The organism is Halomonas rhizosphaerae (genome assembly GCF_030012485.1).
GTDB lineage: Bacteria > Pseudomonadota > Gammaproteobacteria > Pseudomonadales > Halomonadaceae > Halomonas > Halomonas rhizosphaerae.
Genome location: NZ_JASCQQ010000012.1, coordinates 316,829 through 337,221 on the forward strand (window position 1 = coordinate 316,829; position 20,393 = coordinate 337,221).

At 67.6% G+C, this 20,393-nt stretch carries 19 protein-coding genes; 16 read left to right on the forward strand and 3 right to left on the reverse strand.

The features are described from left to right. Positions 1-38 precede the first annotated feature (38 nt). The 4 genes from metH (at position 39) to QLQ86_RS07165 (ending at position 7,414) form a co-directional block, all read left to right on the forward strand. Positions 39-3,740 carry a methionine synthase gene (gene metH / locus QLQ86_RS07150; protein ID WP_282816370.1) on the forward strand — a complete coding sequence of 1,234 codons (3,702 nt, stop codon included), beginning with the start codon at positions 39-41 and terminating at the stop codon, positions 3,738-3,740. Positions 3,741-3,792: 52 nt separating this feature from the next. Further along, the gene (locus QLQ86_RS07155; RefSeq protein WP_282816371.1) at positions 3,793-5,121 is read left to right on the forward strand and encodes an MATE family efflux transporter; all 1,329 of its coding nucleotides are present in this window, start codon (positions 3,793-3,795) and stop codon (positions 5,119-5,121) included. Positions 5,122-5,238: 117 nt separating this feature from the next. Next, entirely contained in the window at positions 5,239-6,891 is a 1,653-nt protein-coding gene (locus QLQ86_RS07160; protein ID WP_282816372.1) for a nitrite/sulfite reductase, read from the forward strand. Next, positions 6,884-7,414, forward strand: a complete 531-nt coding sequence (locus tag QLQ86_RS07165; RefSeq protein WP_282816373.1) for a DUF934 domain-containing protein — start codon at positions 6,884-6,886, stop codon at positions 7,412-7,414. The genes QLQ86_RS07160 and QLQ86_RS07165 overlap by 8 nt, the downstream gene beginning before the upstream one ends. A 65-nt stretch (positions 7,415-7,479) precedes the next feature. Here the strand turns inward: QLQ86_RS07165 and smrA are convergent, their stop codons facing one another. After that, complete coding sequence (gene smrA / locus QLQ86_RS07170; protein WP_282735933.1) at positions 7,480-8,073, reverse strand: DNA endonuclease SmrA; 594 nt, start codon at positions 8,071-8,073, stop codon at positions 7,480-7,482. A 115-nt stretch (positions 8,074-8,188) separates the two neighbouring features. Between smrA and QLQ86_RS07175 the strand changes: the two genes are divergently transcribed. The 7 genes from QLQ86_RS07175 to pdxH all read left to right on the forward strand — a co-directional run bounded on the left by QLQ86_RS07175 (position 8,189) and on the right by pdxH (position 11,932). Then, complete coding sequence (locus QLQ86_RS07175) at positions 8,189-8,632, forward strand: gamma-glutamylcyclotransferase family protein (protein WP_282816374.1); 444 nt, start codon at positions 8,189-8,191, stop codon at positions 8,630-8,632. A 69-nt stretch (positions 8,633-8,701) separates the two neighbouring features. Next, positions 8,702-9,049, forward strand: coding sequence for an arsenate reductase family protein (locus QLQ86_RS07180; protein ID WP_282735931.1), 348 nt, complete (start codon positions 8,702-8,704; stop codon positions 9,047-9,049). A 46-nt stretch (positions 9,050-9,095) separates the two neighbouring features. After that, entirely contained in the window at positions 9,096-9,719 is a 624-nt protein-coding gene (wrbA, locus tag QLQ86_RS07185) for an NAD(P)H:quinone oxidoreductase (RefSeq protein ID WP_282816375.1), read from the forward strand. Beyond that, positions 9,716-10,108 (forward strand): DUF2069 domain-containing protein, encoded by a 393-nt coding sequence (locus tag QLQ86_RS07190; RefSeq protein WP_282735929.1) that lies wholly within the window; start codon positions 9,716-9,718, stop codon positions 10,106-10,108. Before wrbA ends, QLQ86_RS07190 begins: the two co-directional genes overlap by 4 nt. Before the next feature lie 43 nt (positions 10,109-10,151). Further along, positions 10,152-10,853 (forward strand): AzlC family ABC transporter permease, encoded by a 702-nt coding sequence (locus QLQ86_RS07195; RefSeq protein WP_282816376.1) that lies wholly within the window; start codon positions 10,152-10,154, stop codon positions 10,851-10,853. Beyond that, a complete protein-coding gene (locus QLQ86_RS07200) occupies positions 10,850-11,197 on the forward strand; it encodes a branched-chain amino acid transporter permease (protein ID WP_282816377.1) in 348 nt (115 codons plus the stop codon). Before QLQ86_RS07195 ends, QLQ86_RS07200 begins: the two co-directional genes overlap by 4 nt. Before the next feature lie 93 nt (positions 11,198-11,290). Further along, complete coding sequence (pdxH, locus tag QLQ86_RS07205) at positions 11,291-11,932, forward strand: pyridoxamine 5'-phosphate oxidase (protein ID WP_282816378.1); 642 nt, start codon at positions 11,291-11,293, stop codon at positions 11,930-11,932. A 72-nt stretch (positions 11,933-12,004) separates the two neighbouring features. On the opposite strand, the gene QLQ86_RS07210 is transcribed toward pdxH, so the two are convergent. After that, positions 12,005-14,752 (reverse strand): bifunctional acetate--CoA ligase family protein/GNAT family N-acetyltransferase, encoded by a 2,748-nt coding sequence (locus QLQ86_RS07210; RefSeq protein WP_282816379.1) that lies wholly within the window; start codon positions 14,750-14,752, stop codon positions 12,005-12,007. A 110-nt stretch (positions 14,753-14,862) separates the two neighbouring features. On the opposite strand from QLQ86_RS07210, the gene QLQ86_RS07215 reads away from it, so the two are divergent. Together QLQ86_RS07215 and QLQ86_RS07220 are read left to right on the forward strand one after the other, a co-directional pair. Continuing rightward, positions 14,863-15,798 carry a histone deacetylase family protein gene (locus QLQ86_RS07215; protein WP_282735924.1) on the forward strand — a complete coding sequence of 312 codons (936 nt, stop codon included), beginning with the start codon at positions 14,863-14,865 and terminating at the stop codon, positions 15,796-15,798. A 164-nt stretch (positions 15,799-15,962) separates the two neighbouring features. Beyond that, positions 15,963-16,598: a helix-turn-helix domain-containing protein gene (locus QLQ86_RS07220; protein WP_282735923.1), complete on the forward strand. Its 636-nt coding sequence runs from the start codon at positions 15,963-15,965 to the stop codon at positions 16,596-16,598. Between the two features lie 3 nt (positions 16,599-16,601). Here the strand turns inward: QLQ86_RS07220 and QLQ86_RS07225 are convergent, their stop codons facing one another. Beyond that, entirely contained in the window at positions 16,602-17,447 is an 846-nt protein-coding gene (locus QLQ86_RS07225) for a formate dehydrogenase accessory sulfurtransferase FdhD (RefSeq protein WP_282816380.1), read from the reverse strand. A gap of 95 nt (positions 17,448-17,542) precedes the next feature. Between QLQ86_RS07225 and QLQ86_RS07230 the strand changes: the two genes are divergently transcribed. From QLQ86_RS07230 to QLQ86_RS07240, 3 genes are all read left to right on the forward strand, one after another. Further along, entirely contained in the window at positions 17,543-17,974 is a 432-nt protein-coding gene (locus QLQ86_RS07230) for a DUF3305 domain-containing protein (RefSeq protein WP_282816381.1), read from the forward strand. Continuing rightward, complete coding sequence (locus QLQ86_RS07235) at positions 17,971-18,573, forward strand: DUF3306 domain-containing protein (protein ID WP_282735920.1); 603 nt, start codon at positions 17,971-17,973, stop codon at positions 18,571-18,573. Before QLQ86_RS07230 ends, QLQ86_RS07235 begins: the two co-directional genes overlap by 4 nt. Positions 18,574-18,676: 103 nt before the next feature. Continuing rightward, positions 18,677-20,389 (forward strand): 4Fe-4S binding protein, encoded by a 1,713-nt coding sequence (locus tag QLQ86_RS07240; protein WP_282816382.1) that lies wholly within the window; start codon positions 18,677-18,679, stop codon positions 20,387-20,389. Positions 20,390-20,393: the final 4 nt, after the last annotated feature.

Here is a 20,393-nt window from a genome sequence, read left to right on the forward strand (position 1 = left end):
GCCCCCTGATGTCCCTTCGCTGGAGATTGATTCGACCCATGGCCGCCGTTCCCACAGCCCTGACCGCCACCCTCCATGACAGCCTTTCGCGACGCATCCTGATGCTCGATGGGGGCATGGGGACCATGCTGCAGAATGCCGGGCTCTCCGAGCAGGAGTTTCGTGGCGAGCGTTTCACCGACTGGCCGAGCGACCTCAAGGGCAACAATGACCTGCTGGCCCTGACCTGCCCCGACCTGGTGACGCGGATCCACCGCCAGTATCTGGAAGCCGGCGCCGACATCGTCGAGACCAACACCTTCAACAGCACGCGTCTCTCCCAGTCCGACTACGGCATGGAAGCGCTGGTGCCCGAGCTCAACCGGGAGTCGGCGCGCCTGGCCCGTGCGGTCTGTGATGCCGTGGCCGAGGAAACCGGCGTGCCGCGCTACGTGGCCGGCGTGCTGGGCCCCACCTCGCGCACGGCCTCCCTGTCGCCGGACGTGAATGATCCGTCCAAGCGCAATGTCACCTTCGACGCCCTGCGCGAGAACTACTACGAGGCTGCCGAGGCGCTGATCGAGGGCGGCTCCGACCTCATCCTGATCGAGACCATCTTCGACACCCTCAATGCCAAGGCGGCGATCTACGCCCTGGAGGAGCTGTTCGAGGCGCTCGGCGAACGGCTGCCGGTGATGATCTCCGGGACCATCACCGACGCCTCGGGACGCACCCTTTCAGGCCAGACCACCGAGGCGTTCTGGAACTCGGTACGCCATGCCCGCCCGCTCTCCATCGGGCTCAACTGCGCCCTGGGGGCAGCGGAGCTGCGGCCCTATGTCGAGGAGCTCGCCACCAAGGCGGATACCTTCGTCTCGGCCCACCCCAACGCTGGCCTGCCCAACGAGTTCGGCGAGTACGACCAGACCCCGGAGGAGATGGCAGCGATCGTCGCCGAGTTCGCCGAGAGCGGCCTGGTCAACATCATCGGCGGCTGCTGCGGTTCCACCCCCGAGCACATCTCGGCGATCCACGACGCCATCCAGGGGATGGCGCCGCGTCGGGTGCCCGAGCGGGCGCGCGCCTGCCGGCTCTCCGGGCTCGAGCCCTTCAACATCGAGGCCGACTCGCTGTTCGTCAACGTCGGCGAGCGCACCAATGTCACCGGCTCGGCGCGCTTCAAGCGGCTGATCGTCGAGGAGGACTACACCACCGCGCTGGAAGTGGCCCTGGAGCAGGTAGAGAACGGCGCCCAGGTCATCGACATCAACATGGACGAGGGGATGCTCGAGTCCGAGGAGGCCATGGTGCGCTTCCTCAACCTGATCGCCGGCGAGCCGGACATCGCCCGGGTGCCGATCATGATCGACTCCTCGAAGTGGGCGATCATCGAGGCGGGACTCAAGTGCGTGCAGGGCAAGGCGGTGGTCAACTCCATCTCGATGAAGGAGGGCGAGGACGCCTTCCGCGAGCAGGCCACGGCCTGTCGTCGCTTCGGGGCCGCCGTCGTGGTGATGGCCTTCGACGAGGCCGGCCAGGCCGACACCTTCGCCCGCAAGACCGAGATCTGCCAGCGCGCCTACCGGATCCTGGTCGACGAGCTCGACTTCCCGCCGGAAGACATCATCTTCGACCCCAACATCTTCGCCATCGCCACCGGCATCGAGGAACACGACAACTATGCCGTGGACTTCATCGAGGCCACCCGCTGGATCCGCGAGCACCTGCCCCACGCCCTGGTGTCCGGCGGGGTCTCCAACGTGTCGTTCTCCTTCCGCGGCAACAACCCGGTGCGCGAGGCGATCCACTCGGTGTTCCTCTACCATGCGATCCGCGCGGGCCTGACCATGGGCATCGTCAACGCCGGCCAGCTCGCCGTCTACGACGACCTGCCGGCGGAGCTGCGCGAGGCCGTGGAGGACGTGGTACTCAATCGCCGCAGCGACAGCACCGAACGGCTGCTGGACCTGGCCGACAAGTACAAGGGCGATGGCAGCGGCCCGGCCAAGAAGGAGGACCTGGAGTGGCGCTCCTGGGAGGTCGAGAAGCGCATCGCCCACTCCCTGGTCAAGGGGATCACCGCCTACATCGAGGAAGACACCGAGCTCGCCCGGCAGCGGGCCGACCGGCCCATCGAGGTGATCGAGGGGCCGCTGATGGACGGCATGAACGTGGTCGGCGACCTGTTCGGCGCCGGCAAGATGTTCCTGCCCCAGGTGGTCAAGTCGGCCCGTGTCATGAAGCAGGCGGTGGCCTACCTGATCCCCTACATCGAGGCCGAGAAGAGTGCCGACACCCAGGCCAAGGGCAAGATCGTCATGGCCACGGTCAAGGGCGACGTCCACGACATCGGCAAGAACATCGTCGGCGTGGTCCTCCAGTGCAACAACTACGAGGTCATCGACCTCGGCGTGATGGTGCCTGCCGAGAAGATCCTGCAGACGGCCCGTGACGAGAACGCCGACATCATTGGCCTCTCCGGACTGATCACTCCGTCGCTGGACGAGATGGTCCACGTGGCCAGGGAGATGCAGCGCCAGGGCTTCGATCTGCCGCTGCTGATCGGTGGCGCCACCACCTCCAAGGCCCACACCGCGGTGAAGATCGAGCCAGGCTATGAGCATCCGGTGATCTACGTCACCGATGCTTCGCGCGCCGTCGGCGTGGCCGGCAAGTTGCTCTCCCCCGCCCTGAAGCCGGCCTACATCGACGAGATCCGTGCCGAGTACGAGACGGTGCGCGAACGCAATGCCAAGCGTCGCCCCAAGGCCGCTGACCTCTCCTACGCCGAGGCCCGCCAGCGCAAGCCGGCCATGGACTGGGACGGCTACACGCCGCCGCGGCCGGCGATCACCGGCCTCAAGGTGTTCGACGACTATGACATCGAGGAGCTGGTCGAGCGCATCGACTGGACACCCTTCTTCATGAGCTGGCAGCTGGCCGGCAAGTACCCGAAGATCCTCGACGATGCCAAGGTCGGCGAGGCCGCTCGCAGCCTGTTCGCCGATGCCCAGGCGATGCTGCGCAAGCTGATCGACGAGAAACGCATCCAGGCTCGCGGCGTGATCGGCCTGTGGCCGGCCAACAGCGTCGATGACGACGTCATCGAGGTCTATGCCGACGAGTCGCGCCGCGAGGTGATCGAACGGCTGCATCATATTCGCCAGCAGACCACCAAGAACCGCGACGGTGTCTGCCACAGCCTGGCCGACTTCATCGCGCCCAGGGAGAGCGGGAAGCCCGACTGGATCGGCGGTTTCGCCGTCACCACCGGGCATGGCGTGGAGGCCCTCGCCGAGCAGTACAAGGCCGCCGGCGACGACTACAACGCCATCCTGGTCCAGTCGCTCACCGACCGGCTGGCCGAGGCCTTCGCCGAGCGCCTCCACGAACGGGTCCGCAAGGAGTTCTGGGGCTATGTGCCGAACGAGACGCTGGACAATGATGCCCTGATCGCCGAGAAGTACCAGGGCATCCGCCCGGCACCGGGCTACCCGGCCTGCCCCGACCACACCGAGAAGGCGACCCTGTTCCGCCTGCTCCAGGCTACCGACAACGCCGGACTCGATCTCACCGAGAACTTCGCCATGTGGCCTGCCGCTGCGGTGGCCGGCTGGTACTTCTCTCACCCGCGCTCGAAGTACTTCTCCACCGGCAAGATCACTCGGGACCAGGTCGAGGCGCTGGCCGAGCGCAAGGGCATGGCCATCGAGGAACTCGAGCGCTGGCTCGCGCCGGTGCTCTCCTACGACCCGGCCTGACCCTTCGGGCCCGCCACGGCGGGCCGCCTGCCCTCACCTGCCCGGAAGACGGATGCTGCCCGAGCCCACCCGCCGCCAGACGATCCTGCGCCTCGCCCTGCCGATCATCGCCGGCATGCTCACCCAGAGCCTGCTCAACCTGATCGACGCGGCCCTGGTGGGATCGCTCGGCGAGGTGCCGCTGGCCGGCGTGGGCATCGGCGGCTATGCCATGTTCCTGATCACCGCCGTGGTCTTCGGGCTCTCCTCCGGCGTCCAGGCCCAGACGGCGCGTCGCCACGGCGAGCAGGAGTGGGAGCGGCGCGCGATGGCGCTCAACGCCGGCCTGGTGATCGCGCTGGCGGCAGCCTTGCCCCTGACCCTGCTCTGCCTGTGGCAGGCGCCGCGCCTGCTGGGGCTGATCAACCAGGACCCGGCGGTCACTGCCGAGGCGGTGGGTTACTTCCGCTGGCGTGTCGTCTCGCTGATCCCGGTGGCAATGATCTTCTGCTTCCGAGGCTACTGGAACGGCATCCAGCAGACCGGCATCTATCTGCGCATCATCCTGGTGATGCATGCCATCAACGTGGTGGCGAGCGTCGGGCTGATCTTCGGACATCTCGGTCTGCCGGCCATGGGCGCGGCCGGGGCCGGGGCCGGCACGACACTATCGCTCTTTGCCGGGCTCGCCGTCTGGGCCGGGCTGAGCCTTCGCCACGCCACCGCCAGCGGTTTCCTCGCCGGCCTGCCCCAGCGCCCTACGCTGGTCACCACCCTGCGCCTGGCCATGCCCCACTCCTTTCAGCAGCTGTGGTTCGCCGCCGGCTATGCCGTGCTGTTCTGGATCCTGGGCCAGATCGGTACCGCCAGCGTTGCGGTGGGCCATGTACTGGTCAACCTCTCGCTGTTGCTGATCCTGCCCGGCGTCGGGCTGGGGATGGCGGCGATGAGCCTGGTCGGCCAGGCCCTGGGCCGCCAGGCCCATGGCGAGGCCCACCGCTGGGGCTGGGACGTGGTGCGGCTGGCCTGGCTCTGCCTGGCGGTGCTGGCCGTGCCGATGGTGCTGTTCCCCGAGGCAGTGCTCGCGCTCTTTCTCCGCGACCCGGACCTTATCGCCATGGGCCGGGTGCCGCTGCAGCTCACCGCGCTGATGATCGTGCTGGATGCCGCGGCGCTGGTGTTCGCCCAGGCCCTGCTCGGTGCCGGCGCCCACCGCACCGTGATGGCGACCACCCTTACCCTGCAGTGGTTGGTCTTCCTGCCGCTGGCCTGGTGGGTAGGGGTCGTGCTCGACCAGGGGCTGGTCGGCATCTGGTGGGTGCAACTGGGCTACCGCTGCCTGAACTCGGCCGGGTTCGTGCTGATCTGGCAGCGGCGGCGCTGGCAGGCGCTGGTCATCTGAGACCGTCGTCATTCCATTTTGCATATAAACTATAAACATTTATTCTTTTCTAGAATAAACCTCAGGCGGTAAGGTAGCGGCATTGTCCGCCACTTCCCAGCATCAGGAATGCGCTGAATGTATCGTTACGACACCCACGATCAGACGCTGGTCGATGAACGCGTCACCCAGTTCCGCGACCAGATGCGCCGCTATCTCGCGGGGCGGATCAGCGAGGAGGAGTTCCTGCCGCTGCGCGTGCAGAATGGCCTCTATATCCAGCGCTATGCCCCCATGCTGCGCATCGCCATTCCCTACGGCATGCTGGCGTCCTATCAGCTGCGCAAGCTGGGCGAAATCGCCGCCCGCTATGACCGCGGCTATGGCCACTTCACCACCCGCACCAACCTGCAGCTGAACTGGCCGAAGCTCGAGGATGTGCCGGATATCCTCGCCGATCTCGCCAGCGTGCAGATGCACGCCATCCAGACCAGCGGCAACGATATCCGCAATACCACCACCGACCAGTTCTCCGGCGTGGCCGCCGACGAGGAGGTCGATCCACGCCCCTGGTGCGAGCTGATTCGCCAGTGGTCGACCTTCCACCCCGAGTTCGCCTACCTGCCGCGCAAGTTCAAGATCGCCGTGACCGGCGCCGTCGAGGATCGCGCCGCCATCCAGGTCCACGACGTGGGCCTGCGCCTGTGGCGTGATCGCGACGGCGAGGTGCGCGTCAGGGTGCTGGCCGGCGGGGGCCTGGGCCGTACGCCGATGATCGGCGAGGTGGTCCGCGAGGACCTGCCCTGGCAGCACCTGCTGACCTACCTGGAAGCCCTGGTCCGGGTCTACAACCAGTTCGGCCGGCGTGACAACAAGTTCAAGGCGCGCATCAAGATCCTGGTCAAGGCGCTGGGGGTCGACGAGTTCCGTCGCCGCGTGGAGGAGGAGTGGGCCCACCTCAAGGATGGTCCCCAGACCCTGACCACCGGCGCCGTCGAGGCCGTGGCGGCGCACTTCGTCGAGCCGCCGCGCCGTGAGGTGCCGGCCGAGGCCATCGCGGCCTTCGAGCGGCTGCGCGGCGAGAACCGTGCCTTCGCGCGGTTCGTCACCAACAACGTCACCGACCACAAGGTGGCCGGCTACAAGGCCGTGACCCTGTCACTCAAGCGTCGCGAGCACTCCCCCGGGGACGTCACCTCGGAGCAGATGGCGGCCATCGCCGACCTGGCCGACGAGTTCGGCCACGGCGAGCTCCGGGTCACCCACGAGCAGAACCTGGTGCTTACCGACGTGCCGGTGGATCGCCTCGAGGCGCTCTGGCAGCGGCTGGAGGCCCTGGGCATGGCCAACCCCACCGTGGGCACCCTGGCCGACCTGATCTGCTGCCCCGGTGGCGACTACTGCGGCCTGGCCAATGCCAAGTCGATCCCGGTCGCCCACGCCATCCAGGAACGCTTCGAGGACCTAGACTTCCTCTATGACCTGGGGCCGCTGGAACTCAATATCTCCGGCTGCATGAATGCCTGCGGCCATCACCATGTCGGCCATATCGGCATCCTCGGCGTCGACAAGAAGGGCGAGGAGTATTACCAGATCTCGCTGGGCGGCAGCCAGGGCAATGGCACCTCCCTGGGCAAGATACTGGGGCCCTCGTTCTTCCGCGAGGACGTGCCGGAGGTGATCGACAAGCTGCTGCAGGTCTATGTCGGCAGCCGCCAGCCCGACGAGACCTTCCTCGATACCTATCGCCGCATCGGCCTCAAACCCTTCAAGGAGCGTGTCTATGCCTGAGCAGACCGTCACCCGCCCGCTGATCGTCAATCGCCGCCTTGTCGAGGATAACTGGGCTCGCCACGACGAGGAGACTGCCCCGGCGCAGGGTCGCGCCCTGGTTCACCTGGAGGTATGGCAGGCCGCAGGCCGTCGCGACGACCTGGCCCCCTGGCTGCCCAGCGACACCGAGCTCACGCCGGCGCTCGCCGAAGAGCTGATGGCGGCCCCGCTGATCGGCATCGACTTCCCGAAGTTCACCGATGGCCGGGGCTACAGCCTCGCCCGGCTGCTGCGCGAGCGGCACGGCTATCGGGGCCAGATCCGCGCCCTGGGTGATGTGCTGATCGACCAGCTGTTCTACATGTCCCGCTGCGGCTTCGATGCCTTCTCGCTGCGCGAGGACCAGGTCGTCGAGGATGCCCTCCGCGCCCTGGATACCTTCAGTCGCGGCTACCAGCCGGGCACCGACAACCCCGAACCGCTGTTCCGTCGTCGCCTGCGCGAACTCGCGCAGCGGCGCGCGCAACCCGCCCTGGCCTGACGCCCCCTGCCTGTGCAGGGCACGCTGCCGGCCCTCGGGTCGGCAGCGTCGTTTTCCCGCGCGCCTCAGCCGCGTCGCTTCTGCTGTCGCTCCCGGTTCGCCGATCTTGCCCGCTCGCTCTTGCGCAGCATCACCCAGGTCGCGCCCAGGCCGCCGTCTGCCTGGCCCGCCGAGACATAGGCCTGCACCTCGTCGAAGGCGCCGAGCCACTTCGCCAGGTAGGAACGCAGCACATTGGGCGGGCTGTCGATCTCGCGCCCCCTGCCGTGGACGATCAATACCGAGCGCAGGTCGTGGGCGTAGGCCTCGCGGATGAAGGGCGGCAGCAGGCGCCGGCACTCCTCCAGGGGCCGACGCAGCAGGTTCAGGCTGGCCTGCACCGGGTAGCCGCCGTGGCGCAGGCGGTCGACCACCGCCTGCTGGATGCCGTCCCGCTGGAAGGACAAGGGGTCGAAGGGCGGCACCAGGTCGACGAAGTCGTCGGAGAGAAAGTCGCGGCCCGCCGTCTCGGCCGCGGCACTCTCGCGCCTGGCCAGCTGGGCCTCGCTGGGCGCGCGGCGTGCTCGCCCGGGATCGGCGCGGTTGGTGGCGCTGCGCAGGGGACGCACATCCTCCATCAGTGCCCGGAAGTCCACGTCGTCGCGATTCGCTTGGCTCATGGGGCACCTCCTGGACGTCATGGGGAAATGCCATCCTAGCAGAGCCGCTCCGGCGGCTTAAGTCGCCGGCCCGATCATGGCAGGATGACTCTCTGCCCCATGACAAGGATGCCCCATGCGATCCCTCAAGTGGCTGGGGGCCCTGGCCCTCGTCGGGCCGTTGGCCCTGGCCGGCTGGCTGTGGCTCTCCCTGCTCAGTCCCTGGACCTACGACCGCCCCGACCACCTGCCCCCCGTCCAGGAGGGGCCCCATCGGGTCTTCGTCTATGGCACCCTCACCCACGCGCCGGTCCGCTGGCTGGTCTACGGGCGTGTCGGCGACCCCGAGCCCGCCGTGCTGACGGGCTTCGAGCGCACGGGGCTCGACCTGTCGCCGTCCCCCGGCGCACGGGTCGAGGGGCTGCTGCTGCGCGTCGAGGCCGAGGAACTCGCGCGGCTCGATCGCTACGAGCGCCTCGGCATCCGCTACGAACGGGTGCGCCAGACGCTTGTCGATGGGCGGAAGGCCTGGGTCTACCGGCGGCTGCCGACCGAGGGCGACGAGGGAACGGCGGAGTGACGCCGGGGTGGTCCTGCCGTACCCCGCTGATACAATGACCGCCACCTATCTCGGGTCCGAGGAGCTTCCATGGCCAGCATCACTCTCTACCACAACCCGCGCTGTTCCAAGTCACGCCAGGCCCTGGCCCTGCTCGAGGAGGCCGGTGCCGAGGTGACTATCCGCCGCTACCTTGACGAACCACTGGATGGCGATGAGCTCCAGGCCCTGATCCGACGCCTGGAAGGGCATCTCTCGGCGCTGGTGCGGTGCAACGAGACCGAGTGGAAGCAACTGGGGGCCGATGCCGACGATTCCCGCCAGGTGATCGATGCCATCGTCACCTACCCGCGCATCCTGCAGCGCCCCATCGCCGACGATGGGCGACGGGCGATCATCGGCCGTCCACCCGAGGCGGTCTGCACCCTTCTCGACTGATCCCGTCCTCGTGCGACCCTGTCTCTTCAGTCCCTCAGGAACCCCCATGACCGACAACCGCCCCTATGTGCTGATCCTGTTCTACTCTCGCCATGGCGCCACCCGCGCCATGGCCGAGCGCCTCGCCGCCGGCGTCGAGTCCTGCCCGGGCATCGAAGCCCGTCTGCGTACCGTGCCACCGGTCTCGGCCACCTGCGAGGCCGTCGACCCCGAGATTCCCGACGCAGGCGCCGTCTATGCCAGCCTCGATGACCTGCGCCACTGCGCCGGCCTGGCCATCGGCAGCCCGACCCGCTTCGGCAACATGGCCGCCCCCCTCAAGTACTTCATCGACGGCACCAGCGAGCTATGGCTCGGCGGTGCCCTGGTCGACAAGCCGGCCACCGCCTTCACCTCGACCTCGAGCCTCCATGGTGGCCAGGAGACCACCCTGGTCTCGATGCTGCTGCCGCTGCTGCACCACGGCATGGTCTATGCCGGCCTGCCCTACAGCGAGATCGAGCTGATGGAGACCACCGCCGGCGGCACGCCTTACGGGGCGAGTCACCTCGCCGGCAAGCGCAGCGACCGCCCACTGGACGAACATGAGCGCCACCTGGCCTTCGCCCAGGGCAAGCGGGTGGCCCGGCTGGCCCTGGCCCTCGCGGCCTCGCGCCGGGAGGCCTCATGAGACAGTGGCTGGAAGGACTGGAAACCCGCAAGGGACTCGATCGACTGACTGATGGGTCGCGCCGGCTGGTGCTGGGCAGCTACGGCCTGCTGCTGGTGCTGATGGTCTATCGTGGCGTGATCGTCACCACCGACGGCAATCCCCTGGTGCCCCTGCTGGCCTTCGTGCTGCCGCTCGCACTGTTCCTGCCCTCGATCCTCACGCGTCGTCCTCGCGGCCACGCCTGGCTGGCCTTCGTCAGCCTGCTCTACTTCACCCAGGGAGTGATGGTGGCCACGCTTCCCGGCCAGGGGCTCCGCGGCAGTGCCGAGGCCCTGGTCGCCCTGGCCCTGTTTGTCGGCTGCACGGCCTACGCCCGTTTCCGCAGCCGGCAGCAGCGGGCCGGCTAGCGGAGTGTCACCGTTATCGCCCAGGGGGACAGGGAGGTCCACGGTGCTCAAGCGTCACGCCTGGCAGGAAGCCGGTGTCACCACCCTGCCGGTCATGTTCGGCTACCTGCCGCTGGGGGCGGCCTTCGGCATCCTCGCCATCGAGGTGGGCGTCCCGGCCTGGGGGGCGATGCTGATGTCGCTGCTCATCTATGCCGGGGCCGGGCAGTTCCTGGCCGTCGCGCTGCTCGCCGCCGGGGCGGGCCTGGTGGAGGTGGCGGTGGCCACCCTGATGCTGAACTCCCGCCATCTCTTCTATGGCCTGTCCCTGCTGCGCCGCTTCCAGGGTGCCGGCTGGCGCAAGCCGTACCTGGTCTTCGCGCTTACCGACGAGACCTATTCGCTGCTGACCACTCACGCCGGTGATGCCGGCCTGGACCATGCCCAGGCCTTTCGCGTCAGCCTGCTCAATCAGCTCTGGTGGGTGCTGGGCTCGATGGCGGGGGTGCTGATCGGCACGACCCTGACATTCGACAGCCGCGGCATCGAGTTCGCCCTGACGGCGTTGTTCATCGTCCTGACCCTGGAGCAGGCCCGGCGACTGCGCCAGTGGCTGCCCTTCGCCATCGCCCTGGCCACCGGTCTCGGGGCCATGCTGCTGCTACCGGAGCGCCATCTGCTGCTGGGGGCCATCGGGACGGCGAGCCTGGTGCTGCTGGCCGACTACCGCCGTCGGCAGGACCGACAGCCTGGAGGCTCAGCATGAACAACCTTGACCTGCTGGGTTTCATCATGGTCTGTGCCGTGGCGACCTTCGCCACTCGGGTGCTGCCCTTCGTGGCGCTGGCGCGCCAGGCGGAGCACCCGCTGATCCTGCACCTGGGGCGTTATCTGCCACCGGCGGTGATGATGATCCTGGTGTTCTACGCCCTGCGTGACTTCCGTCCGTTGGTCGACGGCCACCTCAATGCCGCGGCCGATGGCTGGCCGATGATCCTCGCCTCGCTGGCGGTGGTCGGCCTGCACCTGTGGCAGCGCAACGCTCTGCTGTCGATCATCGGTGGCACCGGCGCCTACATGGCGATGGTGCAGCTGGGGTGGGCACCATAAGCTTAGCCGAAAATATCTACCGCCCGGCTCGCACGGGGTATTGAGCTCGACCCGGCGAGCGGCGACCATGGCACAAAATCCGAGGAGAAGGTCATGACACGCAAGATTGCCGATATACGGCGCGACTATGAAGGCGGCCAGCTCGACGAGTCCGCTACCCCCGATGAGCCCATGGTGCTGTTCGACGAGTGGCTGACTCTGGCGCTGGAGGCCGAGGGGGACGACGGCAATGCCATGACCCTGGCCACCGCCGACAGCCAGGGCCGCCCCCATGCCCGCATCGTGCTGCTCAAGGGCATCGACGACCAGGGGCTGGTCTTCTACACCAACTACCACAGCCACAAGGGCAGTGAACTGACCAACGTGCCCCACGCGGCCCTGGTCTTCTGGTGGCCCGCGCTCTCCCGCCAGGTACGGGTCGAGGGGCGTGTGGAGCAGGTCGCCCCAGAGGAGTCGGATACCTACTTCGCCTCGCGCCCTCGTGCCAGCCAGCTGGGCGCCTGGGTGGCCACCCAGAGCGTGGTGATCCCGGATCGCACCTGGCTCGCGGAGCGCGAACTCCGCTTCGAGCGCGCCTACGAGGGGCAGGAGATTCCCCGTCCCATCCACTGGGGCGGCTACCGGGTGATCCCCGACATGCTCGAGTTCTGGCAGGGCCAGCCGAGCCGACTCCACGACCGCATCCGCTACGAGCGGCGAGACGGCAGCTGGCACCGCTTCCGCCTGGCGCCCTGAGCCGCCGCCCATTATCCCGATTGCACGGTCCCCCCCACTCGGCGGGGACCGTCGTCCTTCCCGGCGCCCGGCTCAGTCCGGCAGGCTCTCGAGGCGGTGCCTCTGCCAGTCGCTTTCCGGCTCGTTGAGCCGCAGTACTGCATCCACCACCTGCTCCTCCATGTTGTAGCGCTGCTTGAAACCCAGGTGCTTCATCAGCGCCCGCATCGGGTGGTTGTCGACCATGATCTTGCCGATCATCTCCAGGGTGCCCACGCTCCTGCAATAGCTGATCATCTTCTTCATCAGCAGGCTACCGATGCCCAGCCCTTGAAGGTCGTCGCGGATGATGACAGAGAACTCGGTGCGGATATTGTCCGGGTCGTTCCATACGCGGACCACCCCGAGCATCTCCTTGCTGCCGTCATCGCGAAGGTGCTCGGCGATGAAGGCCATCTGCCGGTCGTAATTGATGTGCGAGAGATTCGACAGGTCGCGCTGGGTCAGGTCGGCCTTGTTGTGGAAATAGCGAAAGCGAATGCTCTCCTCGGAGAGCTGCTCGTGGAAACGGGTGATCAGCGGCGCATCCTCAGCCCGGATCGGGCGAACCTCGACCTGCCAGCCGTTCTTGAGCGTCACCCACTCCCGCAGCTCCTCGGGATAGGGCATGATCGCGAAGCGCGCGGGGGGGCCGAGGTCCATGGCGAAGTCCACCGCCACCACGCCATCGCGGTTGAGCAGCAGCGGGTTGAGCTCCAGGCCGCGCAGCTGAGGCAGGTCGCTGGCCATCTGTGACAGCTTGACCAGCAGCTCGCAGAGCCGCTCCAGGTCACGCTCGGGATGGCTGGAGTGTTCGCGGATCAGTCGGGCCGCATGGGTGCGCCCCACCACGTCCGCGGCCAGGCTCATGTTGAGCGGGGGCAGCGCCACCTGGCGGTCAGCCAGGATATTGACCTTGTAGCCGCCGATGCCGAACACGATCACTGGGCCGAAGATCGGATCCCGGGTGATGCCGGCGCACAGCTGCATCGAGTGCTTGCCGCGCTGCATGGCCTGCAGGCAGTACTCGCGGATCGCGAAGTCCGGAAACTTCTCCTTCACCTTGTCGTGCAGGCGACCCACGGCCTCGGCGACCTGCTCAGGACTCGCCAGGTCCTGGACCAGGCCGGCGGAGATCTTGTGCGGGTGCTGGCGATAGCGGAAGGGGCGGCAGTTGCCCTCGTGGACCACCTTGAGGGCCATGGGGCCCTCGAAGGCGGTGGCTGCCTCGGCGGCCTCATCGGGAGTCTGCGGATAGCGGCTCGTCGCCACCGGGAGCCCGTAGGCTTCCAGCACCCGGGAGGTCTCGGAGTGCGACAGGCACTCGCGCCCCTCGTCGCGGGCCTCCTCGATCAGCGACCGGCAGCGCCGCCGGATCTCGGGGGTGGTGGCGAAGGGCAGGCTCGGGGGAATCTCCTGGAGCAGCGCCTGCACCCGCTGATAGTCGACCATGTGCATGAAGGCCTTCACCGCCTTCTCCGGGGAGATGTAGGTGGGAATGCCGGCCAGATTGCACTCGTGGCGCGCCGACAGTGCCTCCTCCAGCCCCATCCAGCTGGTCAGCAGGTTGCGACGGAAGCGCTTGCGTGCGGCGATGATTGCCTGGGCGGTGGCCTTCGAGGGGGCCTGGCGGGTCGGGGCATGGACGACCAGCACGGCATCCGCCCCGGGATCGGCCGCCACGATCTCCAGGGCCTCGACGAGTCGCTCCGGGGTGGCATTGCCGCCCAGATCCACCGGGTTCTCGCCGGGCTTGCTCATATCGAAGGAGCCGCGGCGCAGGGCCTCTCGGGTCTCCTCGCTGAAGCGTGCCAGCTTGCCCCCGGCGTTGATCAGCTTGTCGATGGCCAGCATCGCCGGCCCCAGGCCATTGGACACGATGGCCAGGCGATCCCCTTTGAGGGGTTTCATGCGCGAGAGCGTCTCCAGGGCATCGAACAGTTCGTCGGAATCATCGACTCTCACGACCCCCGCCCGCGCGAAGGCCGCATCGAAGATCTGGTCACGATTCGCGACACCTGGCGTCGGTGGCAGGCCAGAAATGTCGGACTCCGCGGTCCGGCCGCTCTTGATGGCCAGCACCAGGCGATTGCGCGAGGCATCGCGCAGCGCGGTCATGAAGTGCTGAGAATCCATGATGCGCTCGAGGTGGAGCAGGATCGCCTGGGCAGGCGAGAACTGGTTGATGTAGTCCATCAGATCGGGCAGCAGGACGTCGACGCTATCCCCCACCGTGAGCAGGTGTGAGAAGCCGATGCCGCGGCCGGCGGCCCAGTCGATCATGGCATTACCGAGCATGCCCGACTGGCCGAGATAGGCCACGCGACCGGCCTTCACAGGCTGGCTGGCATAGGAGGCGTTGAGCTTGCGTCCCGGGACGATCAGCCCCATGCATTCGGGCCCGAGAACACGGATGCCCGATTTCCTGGCGGCGCCGAGCATGCGACTGCGAATCGAGCCCTTGTCGCCATGCTCATCGTCGAGATGGGCACCGCCCGACAGCACCAGCGCCGCCTTGACGCCGAAGCGCCCGAGCCTTTCGATCAGGCCCGGTACCGTCTCCACCGGTGAGCAGATCACCGCCAGGTCCGGCACCTCGGGCAGCTGCGATACCCGACTGACACAGGGCATCGAGAAGACCGCGTCGTAGCCCTTGGGATTGACTGCCCAGATGCTGCCGGCAAAGCCGCCTTCCCGGAGGTTTCGAATCACCAGCCCGCCCATGGAGTGGGGCTTCTCGGATGCCCCGATTACCGCGATGGACGCGGGCTCAAAGAAGTGTCGCAGGAAGCGGGTACTCAAGCGGAATCCTCCCTGAAGGTAGGTGGCCCTTCATTGTGTAAGACTTATTGACACTGTCCTGCAAGCGGGCGTCACGATTAAGGTGACCTCAGTCACTTCGGAGCCAGTGCATGATTACCGCCTACATTACTCACCCCGACTGCCACTTGCACCATATGGGCCCCGAACATCCCGAGAGCCCGCTGCGGCTCGATGCCATTCGGGCGAGGCTGATGCTGTCTGGCGTGCTGCAGCAGACCATGCAGTCCGAAGCCCGGGAAGCGACCGAGGAACAGCTCGCCCGGGTACACCCCCTTCGCCACCTGCGGGCCCTGGACAAGTGTGTGCCGGAACATGGCATCGTCACGCTCGACAGTGACACCATGATGAACCCGGACAGCCTCAAGGCGGCAAGGGTGGCCGCAGGGGCGGTGGTGCGAGGCGTCGACCAGGTGTTTCGCCACCAGGCCGACAATGTCTTCTGCGCGGTGCGCCCCCCGGGACACCATGCCGAGGCCACCGATGCCATGGGCTTCTGCTTCTATAACAACGTGGCGGTGGGTGCGGCCCATGCCAGGGCCAAGTACGGGGCTCGCAGGATCGCCATCCTCGATTTCGACGTACACCAGTGCAACGGCACCATCGACATCTTCAAGGGTGACCCCGAGGTGCTGGTCTGCACCAGCTTCCAGTTCCCGTTCTACCCCTGGCGCTACCTGCGCAGCGAGTGGCAGAACGTGGTCAACACGCCGTTGCCCGCCGGAACCGACAGCGCCGCCTTCCGCCAGGCGATCGAGGACGACTGGCTCCCTGCCCTGCATGCCTTCAAGCCGGAGATCGTGCTGCTCTCGACGGGGTTCGATGCTCACCGTGAGGACCCCATGGCGGAGCTCTGCCTGGAGGACGAGGACTATCACTGGATCACCCACATGGCGCTGGAGATCGCTGCACTCTACTCGGATGGCCGGCTGGTATCGGTACTGGAAGGCGGCTATGACCTGGACTCCCTGGGCCGTTGTGCGGAGGCGCACCTCAAGGCCCTGCTCGGGCTGCCTTTCGGCGATTGACCCGGCTGTTTCCCTGTCCCGGGAAACAGCCGGGAAACTCACCTTCGTCCTTGCTTTCCCGTCGATCGCCGTCGCCCTCTGGCATGACGGGGTCGCGGGCGTGGGGCCGCAAGCAGCGACTGTGGTAGGCTTGGGGAAACCTCGTTTCCGATAGTGAACAGCGCATGACCGCCACCACCGATCAGGACGCCGCCCTGCGCATCGCCGCCGGCCGCAAGCCCTTCGTCGAACCGCTGCGCCTCGGCGAGCGCCTCAAGGAGATCCGCCTGGCGCACCACTGGACCCTGGAGGACGTCAGCCAGCGTACCGGCCTGGCTCGCTCCACCCTCTCCAAGATCGAGAACGATCAGATTTCTCCCACTTTCACGGCGGTGCAGAAGCTGATCAATGGCCTGGGCATCGACTTGCCCCAGTTGCTCTCGCCACCCAGGGTCCAGCCCCGCACCATGGGACGACGCGACCTTACTCGCCGGGGCGAGGGTCAGCGCCACCCCACCCCGACCTACGAGCACGAGCTGCTCAGCTGCGAGCTCGCGCAGAAGCGCATGATTCCCTTCAAGACCATCGTTCGGGCTCGCGCATTCGACGAGTTCAGTGAATGGGTGCGCCACGACGGCGAGGAGTTCCTGATGGTGCTCGACGGCGAGATCCTGCTCTACACCGAGTACTACGAGCCGCTGGCGCTGGTCAGCGGCGACAGCATCTACTTCGACAGCGCCATGGGCCATGCCCTGGTCTCCGTGAGCGACGCCGATGCCGTGGTGCTGTCGGTCTGCACGCGGGGCGAGGGCAGCGCCTGAGGCTCAGGCCCGTACCCGATCCCCGGGGCGCCGGGCGGGGACGGCATCGAGCTCGAGCCGGCCCTTGCCATGGATCGCCTGGAAGTGGCGCCCCTTGGCGCGGGCGATCAGCAGCACGCCGAAGCGCTCGGCCAGCTCCACCCCCTTCTGGGTCACGCCCGACCGCGACACCAGCACCCCGATTCCCATCTGCGCCACCTTGAGCACCATCTCCGAGGTCAGCCGGCCGGTGGTGTAGAAGATGTCGGCATCGGCACTCTCCGATGCCAGCAGCCACTGGCGGCCGGCCAGGGTGTCCACGGCATTGTGCCGCCCCACGTCCTCGACGAAGTCCAGCACCGCCTCCTGCCGGCACAGCGCGCAGCCGTGCACGGCACCGGCACTGCGGTAGGTCTCGTTGTAGGCACCGAGGTTGTCGAGCAGCTGGTAGAGCACCGACTGGCGCAGCACGGTGGCTGGCAACGGGCGCAGCGAGGTCGCCTCGAGCAGCCGGCCGAAGACCGTCCCCTGGCCGCAGCCGGTGGTCACGGTGCGCTGGCCCAGCCGCTCCTCAAGGTCCTCCGGCAGGTGGCGGGTGACCACCGCGGCCGCCTCCACCTCCCAGTCCACGTGCACCACCTGGAGGTCCCGCCGGTCGGCCAGCAGCCCCTGGTTGCGCAGGTAGCCGACCACCAGGGCCTCGGGGTCGGCGCCCAGGGTCATCAGGGTAACGATCTCCCGCTTGTTCAGGTAGATGGTCAGGGCCCGTTCCGCGGCGATGGCCTGCTGCTTGGCCTCGCCGAACTCGTCGAGCACCTCGATCTCCAGGGTGGCAGGCAGGCGTGCCCGGCTCAGGCTGATGTCGTGCATCCACGGCTCCTCGACAGAACGTTGATTGACGATGATGGCATTGTCTCTGCCTACTGTCTTTACTACCTAGAGACAAGGCTGGAGCAATACATCCCATGTCCTCAATCAGCAGCTCTCGCTCCCTCAGTTTCGATGTCGCAGGCGAGTCGCTCACCATCAAGGGCTTCACCACGACCCGCTGGGGGATCATCGACCTCTCACCCGGACACGCCGGGCCTTTTACCCTGAACCTGCAACTCTACATGACAGAGCGGGCCGCCTACCGTTTCAACTTGACCAGCGCCACCCCTCGCCTGTTCGTGCAGGCCGGTGAGGCCGGTGCCAGACCCACCCCCACGGCCATTTCCGCCAGCCAGGATGTGGCCGCCGGCTGGCTCGATGGCGAGCATCGGGTGCTGGAAGCCGACATGCCGCTGGCGATACAGGCCTGGATCGAGGCCTACCTCGCCCATCATGGCGAGGCCCCTGCGGAGGGGCGCAAGAAGAGGCGCAAGGGTGCCGGGCGTGCCCGGGAGATCGAGGCATGAGCCGGTTCGAGAGATGGTCCCGCCTGAAGCGAGGCGAGCTAGCGTCATCGGAGACTCCACTGCCACCGAGGGGGGCCGAGGCACGGGAGGACGATGCGCCAGACCGCGAGCCGCTGGAATCCGATCATACCGAACGAGATACCGCTCCGTCCGGTTCGCCTGCCCCCGGCAGCCTTGATCACACCCTGCCCGACCCGGAGGCCCTCCCCCCCGGCAGCGACATCAAGGCCTATCTCGCCTCCGGGGTCAGCAGCGGCCTGCGCAAGCGCGCCCTGCGGCGCCTCTTTGCCGCGGACCATTACGGCATCCGTGACGGCCTCGATGACTACGACCATGACTACCGGGAGAAGCTCCAGCCCCTGGCCGGCGAGGTGGCCGAGCGGTTGCGCAACTGGACCCGGCGGCAGCTGGACGAGGACGAGGCCCCGCAAGAGCATGCCTCGGAAGTCAGCGAAGCGTCACCCCCCGACACCGAGTCGGCAGCCACCGGACAGGTGAATGCCGATGACGATACGGCCATGGCCTCACGAGAGCAGGACGAGGACGAGGTTCGCGAGAATCTGACGAAAGAGGCCGGTCGCCCGAGCGGCGCACCTTAGACCAAGGGAGCGTATGCAGGCGGCACCGATTCGACCAACACTGATAAATTAGCACTTAACAACAAAAACAAGTTCAACCTACGCAACCCGACCGTGAGACTGCATGAACCAGCGAATCGATATCATGCCGGTGGATGACGACCGCAACCGGCAGGCGCGGGAGGCGGCACGCCAGCGTGTCTCCTGGCCGGTCAATCTCACCCCGGCCAGCGTCGGCTACCACAGCGAGGGGCATGCCCTGGTGCTCGGCAACGAGCGCGACGTCCGGCGAGCCGCCCGTGCCCTGCACGACCGGGGCCTTCCTCTTCCGACCCTGCTCTTCACCGAGCCGATGGCCGACGGCGAGACGCACGAGGAAGACGAGTCGCTGCTGGCCGACACCGCCGGCATGACCAGCCAGCGGCTATCCCGGGCCCAGACCCGTGCGCTCGGCATCGATGGCTACCTGGGACACTTCTCGGTCCGCCTGGCCGGCGAGGACGGTACGCTCGACCTGGCTCGGGCACTGGCCGACCGCGAGCATTTCGACCTCGTCCTCGACCTGGGCGAGACCCCGGTGCTCGCCCTCGAACTGCCCCCGCCCGGCTATGTCGCCCTCTCCTGGCATGCCCCGCAGCGCGACGACCAACTGGAGGCGCTTGCCGGTCTGGTCGGCGAGTTCGACAAGCCGCGCTACTTCCAGATCGACAATGCCCTCTGCGCCCATTCCGCCAGCGGTAACACGGGCTGCACCCGCTGCCTGGAAGTCTGCCCGGCCGATGCCGTCCACAGTCACCAGGGCCGTATCGATGCCTGGATCGAGATCGACCCCTTCCGCTGTCATGGCGTCGGCAGCTGCAGCAGCGCCTGCCCTACCGGGGCGATCCAGTTCCGTCTCCCGGAGACCGCCCGCCAGCAGGAGACGCTGCTGGCCTGGCTCGCTGCCTACCGCGAAGCCGGCGGCGCGGCACCGGTGGTGCGCTTCGCCGAGGCCGGCGACCTGGCAGGGGAAGACGCCGCCGCGGGCCATGTCCTCGATATTCCCCTCGAGGAGCTGGGGGCCGCCGGTCACGACCAGTGGCTGACCGCCCTGGCCGGCGGTGCCGCCGAGGTGCGCATCCAGTGCCGAGCTGGAATGCCCGAGCGCCTCACGGCCTTCATCGACGACCAGCTCGCCCAGACACATGCCCTGCTCCACGCCCTCGGCCACTCGCCGTCACGGGTGGTCCGCCTGATGGCCGGTGACGAGGCCGCCCGAGACGCCCTGCCGGGCGAGGCGCCGCTGGAAGGCGAACCCCTCGTGTTCACTGAGCACAACAAGCGCGATCGCCTCGATAGCGTGCTGGCCCACCTGGAGCGTCTCGGCCATCCCGATGGCCATCGCCACGCGATGCCGGCCGGCGCCGCCTATGGCGGCCTGGCGGTCAACGGCGAGGCCTGCACCCTGTGCCTCTCCTGCGTGTCCAACTGCCCCACTCCGGCACTGGCCGCCGGCGACGACCGCCCCCTGCTTAGCTTCCGCGAGGCGGACTGCATCCAGTGCGGGCTCTGCGCCGAAGCCTGTCCGGAGGATGCCATCACCCTGGTGCCCGGCTTCCTGGCCGACGCCGGGCGACGCGAACGCCGGGTCCAGCACGAGGAGGCCGCCTTCCCGTGCATTCGCTGCGGCAAGCCCTTCGCCACCGCGAGCACCGTCGCGACCCTCAAGGCCAAGCTCGCCGACCACCCCTACTTCGCCGGCGATGCCCTGGCGCGCCTGGAGATGTGCGAGGACTGCCGGGTCAAGGATGTCTGGCAGGCCATGGCCCGCGACCCCGAATCGCAGCTGAAGGTATGACGCC

Bases quoted from the DNA above. Each gene is read 5' to 3' on its own strand.
- metH (WP_282816370.1), top strand. From the start codon at position 39: ATGGCCGCCGTTCCCACAGCCCTGACCGCCACCCTCCATGACAGCCTT.
- QLQ86_RS07155 (WP_282816371.1), top strand. From the start codon at position 3,793: ATGCTGCCCGAGCCCACCCGCCGCCAGACGATCCTGCGCCTCGCCCTG.
- QLQ86_RS07160 (WP_282816372.1), top strand. From the start codon at position 5,239: ATGTATCGTTACGACACCCACGATCAGACGCTGGTCGATGAACGCGTC.
- QLQ86_RS07165 (WP_282816373.1), top strand. From the start codon at position 6,884: ATGCCTGAGCAGACCGTCACCCGCCCGCTGATCGTCAATCGCCGCCTT.
- smrA (WP_282735933.1), bottom strand. From the start codon at position 8,073: ATGAGCCAAGCGAATCGCGACGACGTGGACTTCCGGGCACTGATGGAG.
- QLQ86_RS07175 (WP_282816374.1), top strand. From the start codon at position 8,189: ATGCGATCCCTCAAGTGGCTGGGGGCCCTGGCCCTCGTCGGGCCGTTG.
- QLQ86_RS07180 (WP_282735931.1), top strand. From the start codon at position 8,702: ATGGCCAGCATCACTCTCTACCACAACCCGCGCTGTTCCAAGTCACGC.
- wrbA (WP_282816375.1), top strand. From the start codon at position 9,096: ATGACCGACAACCGCCCCTATGTGCTGATCCTGTTCTACTCTCGCCAT.
- QLQ86_RS07190 (WP_282735929.1), top strand. From the start codon at position 9,716: ATGAGACAGTGGCTGGAAGGACTGGAAACCCGCAAGGGACTCGATCGA.
- QLQ86_RS07200 (WP_282816377.1), top strand. From the start codon at position 10,850: ATGAACAACCTTGACCTGCTGGGTTTCATCATGGTCTGTGCCGTGGCG.
- pdxH (WP_282816378.1), top strand. From the start codon at position 11,291: ATGACACGCAAGATTGCCGATATACGGCGCGACTATGAAGGCGGCCAG.
- QLQ86_RS07215 (WP_282735924.1), top strand. From the start codon at position 14,863: ATGATTACCGCCTACATTACTCACCCCGACTGCCACTTGCACCATATG.
- QLQ86_RS07220 (WP_282735923.1), top strand. From the start codon at position 15,963: ATGACCGCCACCACCGATCAGGACGCCGCCCTGCGCATCGCCGCCGGC.
- QLQ86_RS07225 (WP_282816380.1), bottom strand. From the start codon at position 17,447: ATGCACGACATCAGCCTGAGCCGGGCACGCCTGCCTGCCACCCTGGAG.
- QLQ86_RS07230 (WP_282816381.1), top strand. From the start codon at position 17,543: ATGTCCTCAATCAGCAGCTCTCGCTCCCTCAGTTTCGATGTCGCAGGC.
- QLQ86_RS07235 (WP_282735920.1), top strand. From the start codon at position 17,971: ATGAGCCGGTTCGAGAGATGGTCCCGCCTGAAGCGAGGCGAGCTAGCG.
- QLQ86_RS07240 (WP_282816382.1), top strand. From the start codon at position 18,677: ATGAACCAGCGAATCGATATCATGCCGGTGGATGACGACCGCAACCGG.